The following is a 20,247-nucleotide window of genomic DNA, read 5'->3' on the forward strand; positions in this document are numbered from 1 at the left end:
TGCGTAATCCAACCCTATGAGCACAAAGCCACCAAAACCCGCCCCCGATTTCAAACTGGAACAAGCCGCCATTGAACGTGGCGCCAGAGTGATTGCGGGGGTGGACGAAGTTGGTCGCGGGCCGCTTGCAGGGCCGGTAACTGCAGCGGCGGTTATTCTTGATCCGTCTGAGATTCCCGAAGGGCTCAATGACAGCAAGGCTCTCACCGCGAAGCGCCGCGCTGTGCTTGAAGAGGAGATCCACGCGAAAGCAAAGGTCTCGATTGCTCATGCCACCGTTGAGGAAATTGACGAGCACAATATCCTCCGCGCCAGCCATATCGCGATGGAGCGTGCAATCGCCGGGCTACCTGTTGTGCCAGATTATGTCTTGATCGACGGTAATATGATTCCCCGCGGACTCACGATTGCATCTGAGGCTGTTGTGAAAGGCGATAGCAAATCAGTTTCCATTTCAGCGGCCTCAATCGTTGCGAAAACATGCCGCGATCGGATCATGGTGGATTTGGCGCAACAGCATCCTGGTTATGGCTGGGAAACCAACGCGGGATATGGATCAAAAAGCCACATGTTGGCGCTCCAAAATCTTGGGGTGACCCCACACCATAGACGTTCGTTCAAACCCGTCCACAATATCTTGTATCAAGACAAAAAGATAAGTGATTGATTCAAAAAAGAAATTGACGACGAATCCGCGATGAATCATCCTAGTCCTCAATAAGTAAGCGCAAAAATGCGCAACATATGAGGCAGTAATGAAAACGAAAACCAAAGCAAAAGAGGCTGTAAAATTGCCTCTTAACCAGATTATTGACGGTGACTGCATCGAGGTGATGAACAGTCTACCAGAGAACTCGGTTGATCTTATCTTTGCAGATCCCCCCTATAATCTTCAGCTCAAAGGCGATCTTCATCGCCCTGATAATTCCAAAGTTGATGCCGTTGATGATGCATGGGATCAGTTTTCATCATTCGCTGCATATGACCGCTTTACACAAGCGTGGCTCAAAGCGGCCCGCCGTATCCTGAAGCCGAATGGCGCAATCTGGGTCATCGGCAGCTATCACAACATCTTCCGCGTTGGCGCGGCAATGCAGAACGAAGGATTCTGGATTCTGAACGATGTTGTTTGGCGCAAGAGCAACCCGATGCCGAACTTCCGCGGTAAGCGCCTTACCAATGCGCACGAGACAATGATCTGGGCGAGCAAGGAAGAAGCCAGCAAATACACCTTTAACTATGAAGCGCTTAAGTCGTTGAACGAAGGCATTCAGATGCGTTCCGATTGGGTTCTGCCGATCTGTAATGGTCACGAGCGGCTCAAGAACGATGCGGGCGAAAAGGCGCATCCGACCCAGAAGCCAGAGAGCCTTCTGCATCGCATCCTCGTTTCAACAACTAATCCTGGTGATGTTGTGCTTGATCCGTTCTTTGGAACGGGAACTACTGGCGCTGTAGCTAAGAAGCTCGGCCGTGAATACATCGGTATCGAGCGCGAAGAGGCCTATCGGAAAGTTGCAGCGAAGCGCCTTAAGAACGTTCGTAAATTCGACAAAGAGAGCCTGCAGGTTTCGCAGTCCAAGCGCGCAGAGCCGCGCGTTCCATTTGGTCAGTTGGTTGAGCGCGGTATGCTTCAGCCAGGTGATGAGCTTTATTCAATGAACAAACGTCACAAGGCCAAAGTGCGCGCAGATGGCACTCTGATTGGAGATGACGTGAAGGGTTCGATCCATCAGGTTGGTGCTGCACTTGAAGGCGCGCCAAGCTGTAATGGCTGGACATATTGGTGCTATAAGCAAGACGGAAAACAAGTTCCGATTGATCTTTTGCGCCAGCAAATCCGTGCCGAAATGACGGATCGCCCGAACTAGAAACACCAGAAACAACAAAGTTTACCGCCGGTGCCTGTGGCCTGACTTCCACGGCACGACCTTGCCCTGCCGCCTAATGTGCGGCAGGGCCTTTTTCATCGTGGCATCGGAGTGGTGGCTGTCTTGTACGGTTCCCAATCTGTGATCTCGGGATAATATTTTTTGCGCCAAGCGCGAACACGCGGGTTCATCGTGCGGCGCCAAAGCGGCGGGATCATCGCAGCGAAAGTCATGACCGGATAACCGAAAGGAAGCTGTGGTGCTTCGTCTTCATCGTAGTTCTGCAAAAGCGGAAAGCGGCGATCAGGTTTGTAGTGGTGGTCGCTGTGGCGTTGAAGATTGATCAACAACCAATTGCTGGCCTTGTGAGCGGCATTCCAGCTGTGGCGGGGCTTGACGTGTTCGTATTTCCCGTCGCCAAGATGTTTGCGCGTTAGACCATAGTGCTCGATGTAATTGGTCAACTCCAACTGCCAGATCGCAACGCCGGCTTGCACCAAGAACAAGACCATCCCCTCAAATCCGCCAATCGCGCATGCGAGCGCGAGAAACAGTAACTGCAATGCCCAATAGCGCCAAAACGGATTGCGCAAATTGAGCGGGTGTTTCTTCCGCCGAAGCTGCATTCTCTTTTCTGCGCTCCATGCCGAATGCCAACATTGACGAAGTACCCGGGGATAGAAACGGTGGAAGCCCTCGTTATAGCGTGCGGTAACAGGATCGCGCGGCGTTCCTACATAAATATGGTGAACCAAAAGGTGCTCTGATCGGAAATGACTATACAGAACCGTTGCGAGCAATAGATCAGCCAACCAGCGTTCAACGCGGTTTTTCTGGTGCATCAATTCGTGGGCATAAGTGATTCCAATCGCACCGGAAATAACGCCAACGCCAAAGAATAGGCCAAACTTTTCCAATGCGCCCAAATGCTCCGCAGTGGGCACATAAGCGATCAGCCCAAAGATCACGCAGAACTGGATCGGGAACCACATGAGTGTGATTAGGCGATACCAAAACAGATCGCTTTCAGGTGTGTTAGGGTCAAAATTTACAAGGTTCAGCCCCGTGAGTGCGTCAAGAATTCCAAACAAAAACCAGCCGTACAATGGCAAGAGCACTACAAACCATCCGCCATAAACCGCTCCGATTATCGCGAGCGGGATCATCCCCAAAGAGAGCCAGAAGGGTAGGGCGCTTGTTAGGGAAAAAGAGGCGTTCGGGTTGGTCATCAGAGGCTCTTTGTGTTCAGGAACTGCTGCTTAGGGCGTGAACTTTGCGCATCACGGTAGGAAGATCATTGGCGCGAAAGTCCGATGGGTCAACAAATCCCCCACGGAAAGCGCGCGCATCTTGCCGCACCTCCGCGACGTGAACGGTGAGTCTGAGGTGAAAATGCGTAAAGGCGTGGCGTACTTCTTCGTTAAGCGTGATCCAGTCTGCATCAATTGGCGGCTCCGATACAGGCTCTGTTTCGGCCCAATCCGTTCCAGGCCAGCCAAGCATACCCCCGAGAAGCCCCTTTTCCGGGCGCGTTTCAAGAAGCACGGCACCATCCTCGCGGCGAACAACATAGGCAATCCCGCGTCGAACTGGTTTCGCCGCCTTTGGCAGTTTCTTGGGCAACTCGCGTTCAATGCCTTGGCTCTGTGCGTTGCAATGCGAACGGATCGGACAAATGCCACAGGCTGGCGATTTAGGCGTACAAACCGTCGCGCCGAGGTCCATAACCGCTTGCGCATAATCTCCTGCGCGATTCTTTGGCGTTTGGGCTTCTGCGTAGTCCCGCAACAAAGGTTTCGATGTCGGAAGCGGCGTTTCTTCGGCGTAGAGCCGTGCCATAACGCGCTCCACATTGCCATCGACAACCGTTTCGCGCTGCCCAAATGCGATCGAGGCAATCGCCGCAGAAGTATACGGCCCTATTCCAGGGAGTTTTTGCAGGCCTTCGCGATTATCAGGGAACGCACCATTCAATTCACCGGCTACGACCCGAGCGCATTTCAACAAATTTCGCGCCCGCGCGTAATACCCAAGCCCAGCCCATGCGGCCATAACATCGGCATCTTCAGCGGCGGCAAGATCCTGAACAGTCGGCCAAGTTTCGGTAAACTTGGCAAAATATGCCTTAACAGCGGCGACGGTGGTTTGTTGAAGCATGATCTCGGAGAGCCAAACGCGGTAAGGGTCAGGCAAACGGTCTTCTTTCGGACCGACGCGCCAAGGCAATTCGCGCGCGTGAACGTCATACCAAGCAAGTAGGTCGGCGGAAATCAGCATGTCACGCAATGTTTATCCCCTTGTTATAGCTATTTCTCTGGCACATGCTGGCGACGCGCATAGAATAGCAAACGAAACTGGGAATAACAGATGAAGCCGCGCCCGCAATCAGAGAAAAATACTGCGCCAGCTCGCCGGAAACGCGGGTTTGAGCGGACGTCGAGTTTGCTTCAAAGGCAGATTCGAAAGTCGGCGGAATCTCGTGGCTTTGCTGTGTCTCGGTTGATCACGCACTGGGTCGAGGTTGTTGGCGAGGATATCGCCAAGATTGCGCGACCTGTTGATGTGAAGTACGGGCGCGGAAGCTTCGGAGCGACCCTAACCCTGCTGACAACGGGGGCGCAGGCCCCAATGCTTGAAATGCAAAAAGAGCAAATCAGAACACGTGTGAACCAGGTATACGGCCACGCCGCGATATCGCGCGTTCGTATCACCCAGACTTCGCCGCACGGATTTGCCGACGGCAAAGTTGCTTTTCAGCACGCGCCCAAGAAAACGCGCGTTGCCCCTAAACCTGAACAATTTGATCAGGCGGCTAAAGCCTCTGCATCAATCCAGAATGATGATCTTCGTACTGCACTCGCGAATCTTGGTGCGAAGATTCTGTCACGAAAAAATAACTAAGAAGGTACCCTATGAAACGTCGTGAATTTACCGCTGCTTTGACGCTGTCTTTGATACCCGCATTTACGGGCGGCATTGCTTTTGCACAGGATGAGAGCGGTATTAAAGATATGACCCTCGGCGCGGACGATGCTCCGATTACCGTGATTGAATACGCGTCCTATACCTGCCCACATTGTGCAAACTTCCACAAAGCAGTTTTTGACAAGCTCAAGGAAAATTACATTGATACGGGCAAGGTTAAATTTATCTATCGCGAAGTCTATTTTGACCGTTACGGCCTCTGGGCGTCGATGATCGCACGGTGCGGTGGTGATATGCGGTTCTTTGGAATCTCGGATATGCTTTATGACACCCAAAGCGAATGGGCCAAAGGCGAACCAGCTGAGATTGCGGAAAATCTACGCAAGATCGGCCTGAAAGCCGGAATTGAGCAAGACGCGCTTGATGCTTGCATGGCTGATGGTGAAACCGCACAAAAGCTCGTTGAATGGTACCAGAAGAACGCCACCGCGGATGACATCACCGGTACGCCTTCGTTCATCATCAACGGGGAGCCCTTCGGGAATGCGAACTACGAAGACTTCTCCAAGCACCTCGATTCGTTGCTGTAACAGTGTCTAATCCGCCATTATCCGGCCTTAAGGTCGTTGAATTGGCCCGTGTTCTAGCGGGCCCATGGTGCGGACAATTGCTTTCTGACCTTGGTGCGGATGTCATCAAGGTCGAAAGCCCCGAAGGGGATGACACCAGACGTTGGGGTCCGCCCTATGTTGATCATAAAGGCGAACGAACGGCGGCGTACTTCCACGCCACCAATCGCGGAAAACACTCGGTTTGCGCTGACTTTCGAACAGAAGAAGGTAAGCAAACCGTTCGCGAATTGGTGAAAGACGCTGACATCCTTATCGAGAATTTCAAAGTTGGTGGCTTGGCCAAGTATGGCCTCGACTATGAGAGCCTTTCCGAGTTCAACCCGCGCCTGATCTATTGCTCAATCACCGGATTTGGCCAAACAGGCCCATACGCAAAACGTGCGGGCTATGATTTTATTATTCAGGGCATGTCAGGTTTGATGTCGGTTACGGGTGATCCGCAGAGTCATCCTCAAAAGATCGGTGTTGCGATCACGGATATTTTTACCGGTGTTTATGCAAGTACGGCGATCCTTGCGGCCCTTCACAAGCGCGATACGACTGGTCGTGGTGAGCATATTGATATGTCGCTGCTCGATGTCGGTACGGCGATCCTTGCCAACCAAAGCATGAACTATCTCGCGACAGGTATTTCGCCAACGCGCGTCGGGAACGCGCACCCGAATCTTGTGCCATATCAAACCTTTGCTTGCTCTGATGGCCATATCATCATCGCAGTCGGCAATGATCGGCAATTTCAGCGTCTTTGCAAAATTCTCGGCCTAGGTGATTTGGCAGAGGATCCGAAGTTCGCAACGAATGATATGCGTGTGAGCAATCGCGAAGAAATTGGCGGGTTGCTGGAACATCAGACTTTGCAAATGACTAAAGCCGAACTCTTGGAGGCCTGTGAAAACGAGGGCGTTCCAGCAGGACCGATTAACAATATGGCAGAGGTTTTTGCCGATCCGCAGGTCTTGCATCGCGAAATGAAAATCGAGCCTGAAGGTGTTCCCGGAGTGAAATCCCCGATCCGCTTTTCCGAAAGTGAACTCGATCTTGACCGTGCTTCACCGCGTTTAGGTAAGGATTAGAGACTGAATTTCGCAAGTTCGGCGTCTAGTGCGCTTGTATCTTTAATCTTTAAACGCACGGGCAACGTCAGAACCTTAGGGCGGAAATCCTCTGGGAGGCGCGCGGCGTCCTTCTCGGTGGTGACAAGCTGCGCTCCTAAGGAATCCGCCTCCAGCTCGAGTCTTTTCATGAGCGTTTCGCTTAAAGGCTGGTGATCGGCCAATGACTCGCAACGAAGCAGTTCGGCACCTTCGTTCTTGAGTGTCGTGAAAAACTTCTCTGGGTGTGCAATTCCGGCAAATGCCAGAACGCGCAGCCCTTCAAAGCTCATTCCCATTTGCAAGACATCCAGATGACCGCGCAAATGGGGGCATTCAATCGTATGGGCCCATTTCTTATCAAATGCGGCTTGGTTTTCTGAGTCACCGATCGAAAGCACGAAATCCGCTCGTAATAGACCCACATGTAGCGGTTCGCGCAATGGGCCGGCGGGCAGCACTTTTCCATTTCCAAAACCAAGACGCGCGTCAACAACAACGATCGAAAGGTCTTTCTGTACGGCGGGGTTTTGGAAGCCGTCGTCTAAAACGATGACATCAGCACCGAGCGACTGAGCCAGTTGCGCACCCGCGGCACGGTCTTTGCCAATCACGCAATCACAGAATGCAGAGATTAGCAGCGGCTCGTCTCCGACTTGATCGGCGCTATGAGCAATCGGATCGACTCGAATTGGCCCTTCCAAAGATCCACCATACCCGCGCGACACAACGACGGGCGTTTTCCCGCGCGACTGAAGGTGTTGAATGATCGCAATCGTCGTTGGTGTTTTGCCAGTTCCGCCCACATTGATATTGCCCACGCAGATCACCGGAACATCGGGGCGATAGCCGCGTTCGGAGGCAAGTCTTCGGGCGGTGCCTTTGGCATAAATTCGACCAAGAGGAGCGAGCGCCATATCGCGTAGAGCATTCGGTTTTGGGTGATACCAGAAGCGCGGCGATCTCATCAGTAGGCTCCGATCTCGTCGAGCATGTCTTCGATCTTGGCAACGGCAAGGTCGGTTGCTTGGGCACCGCTGGTGGTGACCTCCCAAGCAACATGCGCCATTGCGGCGGCTCGATCAGGGGGCAAGAGGTTCAATAGAGCATCGCCAAGTTCCGCTCCGCGTGCCACAAGCTGAGCACCGCCTTGTTCATCTAGTGTTTCAAAGGCTTCCGTGAAATTTCCAAGATTGGGTCCGTGCAGAATGGCGGACCCGAGCCCTGCGGCTTCGTATGGGGTTTGGACCGTTCCTGTCGCAATGAACGAATTTCCAAGAAATGCGACGGTTGCGAGGCGATACCAAAGGCCGATTTCATTTTCAGTGTCGGCGATGAACACCTGAGTTTCTTCGTCCGGTACTTCGCCCCGCGATCTAAGACAAACCCGAAAACCTTGTTCGTTGAGCTGTTCCGATAGCGCTTCGCCGCGTTGGGGTGTGTCGGGCAAATGGATCAAGAGAAGGCGATGGGTCGTGCGGCTTGCCTGTAAGTGCGCCGCAAGAACGAGCGCATCTTCCTCACTTGCAACATTGCTCGCGAGCCACGTTGGCCTGCCGCCAATTGCAGAAGACAATTCCTGCCTGTCAGTTTCGACACAAGGCAATGTTGCGCTGAGTTCGCTGATCGGACCGGCGACTCGCACTTTGCTTTCCTCAATACCTAAAGACGTAAGCTCTTTTGCCGTTGCGGCATCTATCGTATCGATATGGTCGAAATACTGTAAATGCGTCCGTAACAATTTGCGGTGCCCGCTCAATAGAGCTTGGATGCCGTTAAGATCGCGTTTGCTCACAGATGCGTTCACTAGGAGCAGGGGGATGTTGCGCTCTGCAAGAAGGCGGGGAAGCGGGCTTTCTGTCTCTATTCCGTTGAAAACGGCGATATCCGGTGCCCAAGCGTCAAGAAAGCTCTCGCAAAACTCAAGGAGATTTGCCGGTGCATATTGGTGGATGCATGCGCTTGGGAAACCGTTTTTTGAGATGGTGGAGCGACGCGCGCGGGGCGACGTGAGCAGGAAATTGACCCGCGGCCAATCCTCGCTCAACTGTCTTACCACCTTTGCCAGCGGTTGGGATTTATTCTCTGTTGTGGCGTGAAACCAAACCAAAGGCCCTTCTGGTCGTTCAACACTTGGCACCCCCATTTCTTCTCGTGATGCGGCTGTATCCTCTTTGGTCAGCTTTTCTTTAAGGCCAACCAATGGTTTGGATTTCGAACCGATCTTGAGTGAAATCTTGGGGGTCATGTTCCGGCTTTAGCCAAGCTCTTCTGTAGAAGACGCCTCGATCTCTTCGTCTCTTAGGCGATGAAGATGCGCGATGAAAAAGCGCATATGGGCGTTGTCGACCGTGCGCTGGGCTTCGGCTTTCCATGCGTCATATGCAGAGGCGTAGTCGGGGAACATTCCAACGATTTTAATGTCGTTGATGTCTTTGAAGGCCGTTTTCGTCGGATCGATCAGTTCGCCGCCAAAAACAAGATGAAGTCGTTGAGCCATTTGGTCCTCATTCGGCTAAAATTACTTTGTGCCTACAGTAGGCGATCAAGGGAAACAGTAAAAGCGTTACCGAGGCGCAAGACGCGCGACAATTTCGCGGTGGATCTGGGACGGTGCTGCAATCATGCCATCAAGCTTGGCTGTTGGATTGTTAAAGACAGGGGCATTGCCTTTCATATCCGTCACTGTCGACCCAGCGCGCTCCGCGATCAGAGAGCCAGCAGCCACATCCCATTCCCACGTATCTCTAAGCGTGAGCATAACGTCAAAACGCCCTTGCGCGATAAGACTCAGCCGATAGGCGAGAGAGCTACGGATATGTTGCTCAAAATTGGGAGCCGCGCCAATCCACCGTTCGGGCAGGAAGTTAGATTTTGCACAGAGCGCCGTTGCTCCATCGATTTCGGCGCGCGAACTTGCCCGAATTGGTTCACCATTTAGTTTTGCGTAACCCCCAATTGTGGCGGAATAGAGCCTATCCAGCATAGGAAGATACACAACAGCAGCGGTGACAACGCCGCTATCGGCAACGGCCAAAGAATGCGAGAAAGTTGGTGAACCGTTGATGAAAGCGCGTGTGCCGTCGATCGGGTCGACGATGAAAACGCGCTGTTTGCTAAGACGGTCTGGAGAGTCGGCGATTTCTTCTGAAAGCCAGCCGTAATCCGGGCGCGATCTTAGCAACTCGTTATTGAGCATCTTGTCGATGGCAATATCGGCCTCTGTCACTGGGCCAGCGCCGCCTGATTTGTCCCAGACCTCGGGCGACTGCTTCCAGAATTTTCCTGCAATCTCCCCCGCGGCTTTCGCGGCGTCTATAAGAAGATCGAGATCACTTTCCGGCAATTGTCATTCCTTCAACGAGAAGGCTCGGGACCACGCGCGAAAGGTGCTTCCGTGCGTCATTCGCAGGGGTGAGAGACAAAAGCATGTCATTAAGGTTGCCAGCTATTGTGCATTCGTTGACGGGAAACTGAATCTCCCCGTTCTCGACCCAGAAGCCCGACGCGCCGCGCGAATAATCTCCGGTGGTCGGGTTGATAGAACTGCCGATCATTGACGTCACAAGAAGCCCGGTTCCCATCTCACGAAGGAGGTCGGCTTGAGACAGATTCCCCTGTGTTAGAGACACATTGCCGCTCGAAGGTGATGGGGGCGACGACGTTCCACGCGATGCGCTTGCAGTACTTTGCATGCCGAGCGCATGTGCCGTCGCAAGATCGAGCGTCCACCCCGTAAGGATACCGTTGTCAACAATCATGCGGTTCTGTGTCGCGAGCCCCTCGCCATCAAACGGGCGGGAGCCGGAGGTTCGAGCGCGGTGTGGTTCCTCGATCAGTGAGAGCCCTTTGGGTAAAACTTGCTCGCCCAAGCGGTCTCGAAGAAAGCTGCTGCCGCGCACAATTGAACTTCCGTTGATGGCACTTAATAGATGCCCGATCAGCGTACCAGAGATGCGTTCGTCAAAAATAACGGGAAACGCCCCTGTTTGTGGTTGCTGCGCACCGCTTTTTTCAACGGCGCGTTCGCCCGCGATGCGGCCAATCTCTTCGGGGGATTCCAGCTCGGAAAAATAGGTGCGACTATCTCCATAATAATCGCGCTCCATTTCGGAGCCCTTTCCAGAAATAGCGACGGTCGAGATTGAGTGCCCACTGCGCGCATAGCCGCCCGAAAACCCGTTGCTGGTACTTAGGTGTAGTCGCCGGTTACCGAAACCGATCGACGTTGCCTGAACTTGAGATACCCCCCCAACAGCGAGTGCTGCAGCTTCTGCACGTTTGGCGATCTCTTCGAGTTCCGCCGGTTTAGGCTCTGTTGCGTCGTACAGATCAAGCTCCGCGGTATTCCATGAACCCGCGTATTCATCTGATGAGGCAAGTCGGATATGTGGATCATCCGGTGCTTCTTTTGCCATAGCAACCGCGCGTTCGGCCATCTTTTGGATGGTGTCTGTCTTTGTGTCGCTTGCAGATACGCAGGCCTGTTTCTGGCCGATCAAGACGCGCAGACCAATATCAATGCCTTCGCTTCGTTCGGCATGCTCCAGCGCACCGCCCAGAACATCAATCGAAACGGAGGTTCCTTCGACGGCAATTGCATCCGCGCCTTCTGCTCCTGCTTTCTTTGCAGCTGAGATCAGTGCTTCGGTGAATGAAGCGAGGTCGTTCGTGTCGGGCGATTGGGGCTTACTCATGTGGGCTCACAATATCTGTTGTCACTAAGGAGGTAGCCTTGGCTTGGCTGCTGTGCAAGTGCGGGCAAAAGAAAAGGGCCGCTCGATCTTCATCGGCGGCCCTCAATTCTCTACAGAAACGCGTTACTTGATGCGTGTTCCATTGGCTAGAACGTTGCCGTTTGGTTTGACTTCGATCTTGGAAACAAGCTCGTCGTCGCCTTCGCCTGCATTCGCAAACAAGCCAGACATCATGCGGATGCCCATTGCGTCTTCTTCTTTAACGAATCCCATTTGGATCAACTTGTCGAGGAGGCCGTTACCACCTGTGAGTTTCAGGTTGATCTCGCCGTCAGGAGCAGGAAGCCCGTCGAATGTTTCGAGGTCATCGTTGTTGAAGGTGAACGCGCCATTACCTGTAAACTCTGCGCCCGCCGCTGCGATCTGAATGTCGTTGATGTTGGCGGAGTAGAGCTTTCCGGGGAAGTTGCTGCCCTCAAGTGCTTCTGCATTTGCAGGGTCAAGAAGATCAAGATCCCAGCTCACTTGGGCAGAAAGGTCCATTAGGATCGTTGCAGGAGTACGTGGCAGAACCGAACCAGGGTCAAACATACCCCAGATTGCTTCGTCGAGCGTGAGACCTGCGTATTTCATCATGATCTTCGCATCTTGCGGAGCGTCCGATTTGCTGATCGGGAAGAGGAACTGGCTCGCCGTTTCCGCGATCTGGAATTTCAGTGGAAGCGGCATAACGGCGGGAATAACCGTCAGATCGGTATTCGTTGACGCTGTGTTATACCCGATGCCTGCTTCGCTCATCTGGAAGCCAAAAGAGCCGGACTGCGACGAGCCGCTAATATCTGCGCCTTCTTGCTCGTCAACGACCTTTACGTTGAACGTGGCGCCGCTGTACCCAAAGGCACCGTCGCTTTTCATGCCCTGTGCCAAAGCGTCAGCGATGTTTGTCATGTCCACATCGTTTGGAATTGTGCTTGTGCTATCTGCTGTGACGCCAGTCAGATTGAGAAGAGCGGTAAACTGTCCGTCGCCTTCGGGGTCCTCAAAATCAACGTCGATGTTGAGGCTGTCGGATGTCATGTCATAAACAAGCTCGGTCATGCCGCCCTTGGCCACGCGCATATCGCCGGCAAGACCAGTCATTGTGATGATCGCCTTGGGGAGGAAAGCAACGTCACCTTCTCGGATTTGCTTGAGGTCGATGATGTAGTTTTCAACAGACATCGCGAATGTCATGTCGTCCGGGTTGCCCGAGGCAACGATGCTGTCTTCTGTCAGAGTAAGGAGCAGTTCAACAATTACATCTGCAACCTCTGCGTTGATGGTGAGTTCATCGGGGAACTGAATATCGACAGTGCCATTCGCCAATTCTTCGAGAACAAGGTTGATGCCGGACACTTTGAGCGTTTCGTCTTCCTCTGGAATCTCCATGGAAAGCACGAAGTCATCGATTATGAGCTTGTTGCCATCGCGAGTCACATTGGTGGCGGCGGCTTGATATCCCATCATTGTGTATTGGGCTTGCAACCCTTCCCAAACGTCGTCTGCGGTTACGTCGGCAAGTGCAGGGCTGCTCAAAAGGGCACAAAGTGCTGATGTGGTTGTGAATTTTCTAATGAATGACATGTCGATTTCCTTAAAGGCGGTAAAATTCTCGAAGATATATTGGCCTCTCTGTTTCTCCGCTGCAAGCCGCGCTTGGCTTTTACTCGAAAAACTATTGCGTTACGCTTGGGCCAACACAGGAGTCACTGCTATGAGTTTGTCAGGAAAAACCGTTGTAATCACAGGTGCGAGCAAGGGGATCGGTGCATCCGCGGCGCGTCTGTTTGCTGAAGCTGGCGCAAATGTCGCACTTCTTGCGCGCAGTGCGGATGCCATTGCCGAATTGGCAGGGGAGATCGGACAGAAGGCCTTAGCGATTCCTTGCGACGTCAGCCGGTACTGGGAAATCGATAACGCATTTCAAACGGTTCTGCGTGAGTTTGGGTCCTTGGATGTCTTGGTGAACAACGCAGGGGTCATTGATCCTATAACCTCTATTGTCGAATCCGATCCTGAATCGTGGTCACACGCGATTGATATCAATCTAAAGGGTGTGTTCAACGGCGTGCGCGCAGCGTTGCCGACCATGCTTGCCCAGAAGTCCGGAACAATCCTAAACGTGAGTTCGGGTGCGGCACACGGCCCGCTGGAAGGGTGGAGCGCATATTGTTCTGGCAAGGCAGGCGCTGCAATGCTGACGCGTTGTACACACCTTGAAGCGGGGAGTGCCGGTATCAGGGTCATGGGGCTGTCTCCGGGAACCGTCGCAACGGAAATGCAGGTGAAGATCAAGGCAAGCGGGATCAACCCCGTTAGTAAACTTGAAGTGTCTGATCACATTCCGCCAGATTGGCCGGCCAAAGCACTACTTTGGATGTGTAGCGCAGAAGCCGACACCTATCTTGGCGAAGAGATCGCGCTTCGGGATGAAACAATTCGCGCGAAGGTGGGCCTCACTTCGTGATCGAGCTTGAGGCATCGGGCGATGTTTGGGTTGCAACCCTGAACCGGCCGGATAAAGCCAATGCATTGACCGAATCCATGCTAGAGAGGCTGCTGGAGATTTCACAGTCTGCGCATGAGGCGCGCGCTCTTATCATCACGGGGCGCGGTAAGGTTTTTAGCGCCGGAGCAGACCTTGATGCCGCCCGATCAGGACTAGCGACGTCTCCGCTATGGGAGCAGCTCTCTGCGGCGATAGCTGCATTGCCTTGCGTTACAATCGCCGCATTGAATGGAACGCTTGCGGGTGGTGCGTTTGGTATGGCGCTCGCGTGTGACATTCGAATTGCGGTTCCGGATGCGAAGTTTTTCTATCCCGTTATGAAGCACGGGTTTTTGCCGCAGCCTTCTGATCCGCTCAGGATGCGGGCGCTCATCGGTCCTGCGCGCACTAAGCTGGTGTTCGTTGCTGGCCAAAAGCTAACCGCGAGTGAAGCGCTTCAGTTTGGGTTGATCGAGCGGATAGTAGACCCCGATACGCTCATGGAGAATGCCCATTCGCTCGCATCGGACTTTACCGCAGCGCCAAAAGGGATCGCCGAAGACATCAAACGCATGTGCGATTCAGAAATTGAACCAGTTTGATGGATAGTAACGCCAAAACCGCGCTTGTTGTCGGCGCTGGGCCTGCGGGCCTTATGGCCGCCGAGATGCTCGCTGATGCGGGTGTGTCTGTTACGGTTGCCGAAGCGAAACCAAGCCCGGCCCGCAAGCTGCTCATGGCAGGAAAATCGGGTCTAAACCTAACAAAAAACGAAGATGAGGCTCAGTTTCTGGCCGCATACGAAGATATTCCTCAAAGCCTCAAAGCGAGTCTTCTAGCTTTTGGCCCAAAAGAGGTTATCGCGTGGGCCGAGGGGCTGGATCAGGAGCTTTTTACAGGGTCGACCAAACGTGTTTTCCCCAATGCAATGAAGGCATCGCCTTTGCTGCGGGCTTGGTTGCGCAGGCTGCAGAACAAGGGCGTAACAATCGAAACACGCATGCGTTGGATTGGTTGGGCGGATGACGGACTCTTGTTCGACACGCCGCAGGGGAAAGAAACGCGCAAAGCGGATGTCGTAATTTTGGCTTGTGGAGGGGCAAGTTGGGCAAGATTAGGCTCTGATGGGGCGTGGGTAGAGTGGATTGGCGAAGAGGTTGCTCCATTCAAACCGGCCAACGTTGGGTTTGTTGTTTCTTGGTCAGATCACATGCGCAAGCATTTTGGCACGCCTGTAAAATCGGTGTCATTACATGTTGATGACGTGGAAAGCCGTGGCGAGCTGATTGTCTCGGAAACTGGCTTGGAGGGGGGCGGTATTTATGCGCTGTCTTCTCGCTTGCGCGAAGGTGCCGCACTCACGATTGATCTTGCGCCGGATTTGGATTTGAACACCGTTACCGAGCGCCTTCGGAAGCCGCGCGGCAAGGCAAGTTTGGCAAATCACTTGCGAAAGACTTTGAAATTTACACCTGTGAAACTCGCATTGCTGAATGAGTTCGCAAGGCCGCTTCCGACAGGTGAGGCGCTTGCCTCAATCCTCAAGGCGTTGCCAGTTAAGCTGAGTGGCCCGCGCCCGATGGATGAAGCGATCTCAACCGCAGGCGGCGTCTCGTTCTCCGCGCTAACGTCTGAATTCGGGCTGCGAAACAGATCAAATGTCTTTTGCGCCGGAGAGATGCTTGATTGGGAAGCGCCCACTGGGGGCTATCTCTTGACGGCATGTCTTGCGACGGGTCGAACGGTAGGAATGGCGGCGGCAAACTTTGTAAAAAGTGGCTCTATTTAGGCGCAACTCTCTGAAATGCGGGGCGCGCGCGCATTTCCGATACATATGCACGGAATCGTGGGCTGGTAATCGGAAACTTGCGGCCAATGGCCCACCCGCCGCAATGGGCGGCCAGAATATCTGCAATCGTGAAGCGTTCACCCATGAGAAACGGCCCTTCCCCTAATCGTTCCTCAAATTCAGCCTGAGCGTTGGAAAACGCTTCTTCTGCTTGCTTTAGGACTTGTGGATCAAGAGTTGAGGGCGGTTGCGCATAGTGATGCTTGGTCGCTGACCAAAGAACGAAATCCATCGACTCGTTCAGAAAATTCAAATGCCCGTCAAGCTGGGCGCGCTCAATGGATCCTGCTGGAAAAGTGCAACCGCCGTGCCTGTCCGCTAGAAAACTCATGATCGCTACGGAATCGGTTAGAACCGTTCCGTCAACGATAAGCGCGGGAATTTTCCCGCTTGGTGAAACTTCGGTGATGTCTTTGGAGTGTGGTGCGGCAGGGATGTGTTCAAAGAGAACACCCAATTCTTCGAGCAGCCAAAGAACCCTGATCGTTCTGCTGCGCGATGCTCCAATCACTGTGTAGGTCATCGGCGGGCTCCGTACATTGCAACGCGAATAAGGGTCCGTTCTATCAACGCCATGGAAGGCGCTCGACTGGTTGAGCGAAGTTGTAGGTCTGTATCAATCAGCATCGTAATTGCGGCTTCAAGCTTCGGGCGACCCCATCTCTGTGCCTGACGCAGCATGCGATCGCGGCGCGGGCCAAACACCGGAGGACGAAGGCGTCCGATACCTTCCGAAGCGCCATTCGGGTGTGAACACGCGGCATGAAGCGCGCGAAAATGACGAAGTGCGCCGATGCAAAGTCCAACGGGCTGCGTCCCCTGAGCCTCGAGCTTACGCATGATTGGTCCGATTTCAGCTTGGCGACCTTCTGCAACAATATTGAGAACATCATCAAGCGCGGCCTCTGTGGAGGTTGGCGCGCAGGCTGTGACATCTTCGGCGGATACAGGAGCTGAATTTCCCATTGTGTAAAGCGCCAGTTTTTCAATTGTTTGGCGAAGATCGCCCGGCCCTAACTCTTGCGCGAGCGAGGTCAGCGCATCAAGTGCGTCGCGATCAACCTGAGACAGGCCTGCATTTGCGAGGTCGGCTTCGATCTCTGCGCGGTTGGGTGGATCGGTGAAAATCCCTGCGGCATAGGCATTGTTGTGAGCTTCGAAAAGTTTGCGAAGAGCAGAGCGGGCGGTGAGTTGTCCGGCCGTCACGACAATCTGTGCGTCGCCATCCTGCCACTCGTCGAGCGCTGGCTTGATGAATTTTGAGAGTGTATCGGTCGCGCCCTCGACAAAGACAACGCGTGGGCCCGGGAAGAAACCTTGCGCCTTAATTGCGTCCAAAAGCATCGCGCTGTCTTGGCGCAGGTCGGCGGCAGGAATACGCGTAAGGCGCATTTCGTCGTCGCCATTTGGCCCGATAAGTGCGGCAATGACTTGCTGCCGCTTCAGCGCCACGCGCATCGAGTCCGGACCATAAATCAAGATGCCGGTTCGTCGAGGGTCCGGTTTTGCGAAATAGCTTGCCGCGTCTCGAGTTGAAAGCTTCACGGCGCTGTAATCTCCGGATTGGCGAGAAGCTGATCAATAATGTCATCCGCCAGAATAACCATCAAACGCCTGTAGGCGTCATCCCGCGATGTGCGCGTGCTGATGACGAAGTCGGTTGAGCCGTAGCTTGTGAAGCTCTGAACTTTGCCGCTCGCGAGCTTCTTACCGGTGCCGATCTCGGTCAGCGTATAAGTCGCCTCACCGATGACATTGTACCGTGTTGTTTCTTGACTTTGCGTGATTGCCACGCCGTCTGTTTTGGTCGAGATGCTGTAGTTGAGGGAATACCTTGCTCCAGCGCCAACGCCCATCCGCTCTTCGAAATGCTTAACGAAGTTATAGGAGTTGGTGTTTGTTGGCGCTTTTACTTCAATCGTACCACGCAACGCCTCGGCGTTCCCTTCAGGGCCATAGACGGGCGTAAACCCGCAGGCAGCCAATAGGCCAACTACGGGCAACCCAAGCAAATATCGGCGGCTATATGACGACATTCACAATACGACCAGGAACAACGATCACCTTCTTGGGGTCCTTCCCATCCAGAGCTTTGACAACAGCATGTTCCGCCATTGCCAGCTTTTCAACCTCTTCTTTGGAAAGGTCCTTCGCGACCGAGATTTCAGCGCGGCGTTTGCCGTTCACCTGAATAGGAATGGTGATCGTATCATCGACGAGCAACTTCGGATCGGCCTTGGGCCATGCCGCCTGCGCAACCAGCCCTTCGCCGCCAAGAATGCTCCAAACATCTTCGGCAAGATGCGGAGTCATAGGCGACATGAGTTGCGCCATGGTTTTCATCGCGTCGCGTCTTGCTGTTGTACCGGCTTTGGAGCGGGCGATTGTGTTGGTGAAACCATAGAGTTGGGCAACCGAAGTGTTAAAGGCAAAACCTTCAATGCCTTGCGTTACTGCATCAATCGCCTTGTGGGTGGCGCGGAGCAGGGCTTCGTCTTCCTTCGGATTCGCGGGTGTCTCGTCTGCGGAGGCTATATCATTGGCGATGCGCCAAACACGGGCGAGGTGTTTTGCGGCCGCTTCCGCACCAGAGGCAGTCCATTCTACATCACGCTCGGGCGGGCTATCAGACATAACAAACCAGCGCGCGGTATCGGCGCCGAAATTCTTGATGATGTCATCTGGGTCTACAACGTTCTTCTTCGATTTCGACATCTTGGCGCTCGGGATGATCTCCACCTCGGTGCCATCGGCGAGTTTACCGTCGGTTACTTCTTCGGGCAGGTGATAGACCTTGCGCCCGTTTTCATCCCGGGTTTGGTAAATCTCGTGTGTTACCATGCCTTGGGTGAAGAGCGCGTTAAACGGCTCGCGCGCAGAATCAGGCAAATGACCGCAGATATTCATCGCCCGCGCAAAGAAGCGAGAATAGAGCAGATGCAGAATCGCGTGCTCCACACCGCCGATATATTGGTCGACGTTCATCCAATAGGCTGCATCTTCCGCATTTGTCGGCGTAGGGGCGTTGGGTGATGTAAAGCGAGCGAAATACCAAGATGAATCAACAAAAGTGTCCATCGTGTCGGTTTCGCGCTTTGCATCCTTGCCGCAAGACGGGCAAGAGCAGTCACGCCAAGTTGGGTGGCGGTCAAGCGGGTTGCCGGGCTGATCGAACGACACATCTTTTGGCAGTTCGACCGGAAGGTTTTCTTTCTTCTCGGGAACCACACCACAATCATCGCAATGTACAACCGGAATCGGACATCCCCAATACCGCTGACGGCTCAGGCCCCAGTCGCGCAGGCGGAACTTGGTTACGCCTTTGCCCCAGCCGGCCTTTTCGGCAAAGTCGATGGATTTGGCGAGGGCCTCGTCACCTGTGGCCTCGTCGATGCCAGTAAAGTGGTTGATCCACTTTACCTTCTCGGATTTGAGCGGAACAAATGCGGTGTCGGAGACGCGGGTGTCGTCGCCGATTGCATGGAAGGTGTCGATGACGGGCAAGTCATATTTGCGGCTGAAATCGAGGTCCCGCTGATCATGGGCAGGGCACGCAAAGATCGCGCCTGTGCCGTAATCCATAAGGATGAAGTTCGCGACCCAAACAGGAAGCTCCCAATCGGGGTTCAGCGGGTGGCGCGCTTTAAGGCCGGTATCAAAACCCTTTTTCTCTGCCTTTTCCATGTCCGCCTCGGATGTTCCAAGACTGCGGCACTCGGCGTTAAAGGCTGCAAGCTCTGCATTGTCGGCCTCAAGCGCCTTTGCAAGCGGATGGTCGGGCGAAATGCCGACAAAGCTTGCGCCCATCAACGTATCAGGACGCGTGGTGTAAACCTCAATCGACTCATGCCCCGCGGCAGATTCGGTCAGGTCGAATGCAAATTGCAAACCGCGGGATTTCCCGATCCAGTTTGCCTGCATGGTCCGAACTTTCTCGGGCCAGTTTTCAAGACCATCAAGCGCATCAAGTAAATCTTCGGAATAATCCGAGATCTTAAAGAACCACTGCGTGAGTTCCTTGCGCTCGACTGGAGCATCGGAACGCCAACCTTTGCCGTCGATCACCTGTTCGTTGGCAAGAACTGTCATGTCCACTGGGTCCCAGTTCACCACGGCATTCTTGCGGTAAACGAGCCCTTTTTCGAGAAAGTCGAGGAACATGCTCTGTTGCTGGCCATAATACTCGGGGTCACAGGTCGCGAATTCACGGCTCCAATCGATCGAAAGACCGAGCGGCTTCATCTGGGCGCGCATGTCTTTGATGTTTTGATAGGTCCAATCTGCTGGATGCCCACCAATCGCCATAGCCGCATTTTCTGCAGGCATACCGAATGCGTCCCAGCCCATCGGGTGCAGTACAGAGAACCCGCAGCTTGATTTATACCGCGCAACCACGTCGCCCATGGTGTAGTTCCGCACGTGCCCCATATGGATTCGCCCTGAAGGATAGGGGAACATCTCGAGAACGTAGTACTTCTCTTTGCTTGGGTCGCGCTTTGCGGTGAAAATCCCGGCTTCGTCCCAGGCTTGTTGCCATTTGGGCTCAATATCGGAAGCGGTATAGCGTGACATTTGGTTGTCCTTTTACGTGAAAACGCCGAGCTGAACTTTATGAAGTTGCCCGGCGAGGTCTTGGGTCTGCCTTGTGGGGCGAA

At 53.8% G+C, this 20,247-nt stretch carries 20 protein-coding genes; 8 read left to right on the forward strand and 12 right to left on the reverse strand.

What is annotated here, in order from left to right:
* Positions 1 to 16 precede the first annotated feature (16 nt).
* Together N9C89_RS14050 and N9C89_RS14055 are read left to right on the forward strand one after the other, a co-directional pair.
* A complete protein-coding gene (locus tag N9C89_RS14050) occupies positions 17 to 667 on the forward strand; it encodes a ribonuclease HII (RefSeq protein WP_263954614.1) in 651 nt (216 codons plus the stop codon).
* 88 nt (positions 668 to 755) lie between these two features.
* The gene (locus N9C89_RS14055) at positions 756 to 1,871 is read left to right on the forward strand and encodes a site-specific DNA-methyltransferase (protein WP_263954615.1); all 1,116 of its coding nucleotides are present in this window, start codon (positions 756 to 758) and stop codon (positions 1,869 to 1,871) included.
* Between the two features lie 95 nt (positions 1,872 to 1,966).
* Here N9C89_RS14055 and N9C89_RS14060 read toward each other — a convergent pair whose 3' ends face one another.
* Both N9C89_RS14060 and mutY read right to left on the reverse strand, forming a co-directional pair.
* Complete coding sequence (locus N9C89_RS14060) at positions 1,967 to 3,100, reverse strand: alkane 1-monooxygenase (protein ID WP_263954616.1); 1,134 nt, start codon at positions 3,098 to 3,100, stop codon at positions 1,967 to 1,969.
* A 16-nt stretch (positions 3,101 to 3,116) separates the two neighbouring features.
* The gene (mutY, locus tag N9C89_RS14065) at positions 3,117 to 4,157 is read right to left on the reverse strand and encodes an A/G-specific adenine glycosylase (protein ID WP_263954617.1); all 1,041 of its coding nucleotides are present in this window, start codon (positions 4,155 to 4,157) and stop codon (positions 3,117 to 3,119) included.
* Between the two features lie 81 nt (positions 4,158 to 4,238).
* On the opposite strand from mutY, the gene N9C89_RS14070 reads away from it, so the two are divergent.
* The 3 genes from N9C89_RS14070 to N9C89_RS14080 are packed head-to-tail and all read left to right on the forward strand — an operon-like array spanning position 4,239 to position 6,501.
* Entirely contained in the window at positions 4,239 to 4,772 is a 534-nt protein-coding gene (locus tag N9C89_RS14070; protein WP_263954618.1) for a DUF721 domain-containing protein, read from the forward strand.
* Positions 4,773 to 4,783: 11 nt separating this feature from the next.
* Entirely contained in the window at positions 4,784 to 5,386 is a 603-nt protein-coding gene (locus N9C89_RS14075) for a DsbA family protein (RefSeq protein WP_263954619.1), read from the forward strand.
* Positions 5,387 to 5,388: 2 nt separating this feature from the next.
* Positions 5,389 to 6,501 carry a CaiB/BaiF CoA transferase family protein gene (locus tag N9C89_RS14080; protein ID WP_263954620.1) on the forward strand — a complete coding sequence of 371 codons (1,113 nt, stop codon included), beginning with the start codon at positions 5,389 to 5,391 and terminating at the stop codon, positions 6,499 to 6,501.
* On the opposite strand, the gene lpxK is transcribed toward N9C89_RS14080, so the two are convergent.
* The 6 genes from lpxK to N9C89_RS14110 all read right to left on the reverse strand — a co-directional run bounded on the left by lpxK (position 6,498) and on the right by N9C89_RS14110 (position 12,839).
* Positions 6,498 to 7,487 carry a tetraacyldisaccharide 4'-kinase gene (gene lpxK, locus N9C89_RS14085; protein WP_263954621.1) on the reverse strand — a complete coding sequence of 330 codons (990 nt, stop codon included), beginning with the start codon at positions 7,485 to 7,487 and terminating at the stop codon, positions 6,498 to 6,500. The two genes, N9C89_RS14080 and lpxK, sit on opposite strands and share 4 nt — an antisense overlap.
* Complete coding sequence (locus N9C89_RS14090) at positions 7,487 to 8,767, reverse strand: 3-deoxy-D-manno-octulosonic acid transferase (RefSeq protein ID WP_263954622.1); 1,281 nt, start codon at positions 8,765 to 8,767, stop codon at positions 7,487 to 7,489. Before N9C89_RS14090 ends, lpxK begins: the two co-directional genes overlap by 1 nt.
* Positions 8,768 to 8,776: 9 nt before the next feature.
* Positions 8,777 to 9,019 (reverse strand): DUF4170 domain-containing protein, encoded by a 243-nt coding sequence (locus N9C89_RS14095; protein WP_263954623.1) that lies wholly within the window; start codon positions 9,017 to 9,019, stop codon positions 8,777 to 8,779.
* Positions 9,020 to 9,085: 66 nt separating this feature from the next.
* A complete protein-coding gene (locus N9C89_RS14100; RefSeq protein WP_263954624.1) occupies positions 9,086 to 9,865 on the reverse strand; it encodes a 3'(2'),5'-bisphosphate nucleotidase CysQ in 780 nt (259 codons plus the stop codon).
* Positions 9,852 to 11,216 (reverse strand): TldD/PmbA family protein, encoded by a 1,365-nt coding sequence (locus N9C89_RS14105; protein ID WP_263954625.1) that lies wholly within the window; start codon positions 11,214 to 11,216, stop codon positions 9,852 to 9,854. Before N9C89_RS14105 ends, N9C89_RS14100 begins: the two co-directional genes overlap by 14 nt.
* Positions 11,217 to 11,339: 123 nt before the next feature.
* Positions 11,340 to 12,839 carry a hypothetical protein gene (locus N9C89_RS14110; RefSeq protein ID WP_263954626.1) on the reverse strand — a complete coding sequence of 500 codons (1,500 nt, stop codon included), beginning with the start codon at positions 12,837 to 12,839 and terminating at the stop codon, positions 11,340 to 11,342.
* A 130-nt stretch (positions 12,840 to 12,969) separates the two neighbouring features.
* On the opposite strand from N9C89_RS14110, the gene N9C89_RS14115 reads away from it, so the two are divergent.
* Genes N9C89_RS14115 through N9C89_RS14125 form a run of 3 tightly spaced genes read left to right on the forward strand, consistent with a single transcriptional unit; the run spans position 12,970 to position 15,532 of the window.
* Entirely contained in the window at positions 12,970 to 13,722 is a 753-nt protein-coding gene (locus tag N9C89_RS14115; RefSeq protein WP_263954628.1) for an SDR family oxidoreductase, read from the forward strand.
* Positions 13,719 to 14,345 (forward strand): enoyl-CoA hydratase/isomerase family protein, encoded by a 627-nt coding sequence (locus tag N9C89_RS14120; RefSeq protein ID WP_263954629.1) that lies wholly within the window; start codon positions 13,719 to 13,721, stop codon positions 14,343 to 14,345. The genes N9C89_RS14115 and N9C89_RS14120 overlap by 4 nt, the downstream gene beginning before the upstream one ends.
* Entirely contained in the window at positions 14,345 to 15,532 is a 1,188-nt protein-coding gene (locus N9C89_RS14125) for a TIGR03862 family flavoprotein (protein ID WP_263954630.1), read from the forward strand. The genes N9C89_RS14120 and N9C89_RS14125 overlap by 1 nt, the downstream gene beginning before the upstream one ends.
* Here the strand turns inward: N9C89_RS14125 and N9C89_RS14130 are convergent.
* Genes N9C89_RS14130 through leuS form a run of 4 tightly spaced genes read right to left on the reverse strand, consistent with a single transcriptional unit; the run spans position 15,525 to position 20,164 of the window.
* The gene (locus N9C89_RS14130; protein ID WP_263954631.1) at positions 15,525 to 16,115 is read right to left on the reverse strand and encodes a glutathione S-transferase family protein; all 591 of its coding nucleotides are present in this window, start codon (positions 16,113 to 16,115) and stop codon (positions 15,525 to 15,527) included. The genes N9C89_RS14125 and N9C89_RS14130 overlap by 8 nt on opposite strands.
* On the reverse strand, positions 16,112 to 17,137 hold the full coding sequence (holA, locus tag N9C89_RS14135) for a DNA polymerase III subunit delta (protein ID WP_263954632.1): 1,026 nt from the start codon (positions 17,135 to 17,137) through the stop codon (positions 16,112 to 16,114). The genes N9C89_RS14130 and holA overlap by 4 nt, the downstream gene beginning before the upstream one ends.
* Entirely contained in the window at positions 17,134 to 17,628 is a 495-nt protein-coding gene (gene lptE, locus N9C89_RS14140; RefSeq protein WP_263954633.1) for an LPS assembly lipoprotein LptE, read from the reverse strand. Before lptE ends, holA begins: the two co-directional genes overlap by 4 nt.
* The gene (gene leuS / locus N9C89_RS14145; protein ID WP_263954634.1) at positions 17,615 to 20,164 is read right to left on the reverse strand and encodes a leucine--tRNA ligase; all 2,550 of its coding nucleotides are present in this window, start codon (positions 20,162 to 20,164) and stop codon (positions 17,615 to 17,617) included. The genes lptE and leuS overlap by 14 nt, the downstream gene beginning before the upstream one ends.
* Positions 20,165 to 20,247 lie beyond the last annotated feature (83 nt).

Origin of the sequence: Halocynthiibacter sp. SDUM655004 (assembly GCF_026015885.1) — a bacterium.
Classification (GTDB): Bacteria; Pseudomonadota; Alphaproteobacteria; order Rhodobacterales; family Rhodobacteraceae; genus Falsihalocynthiibacter; species Falsihalocynthiibacter halioticoli.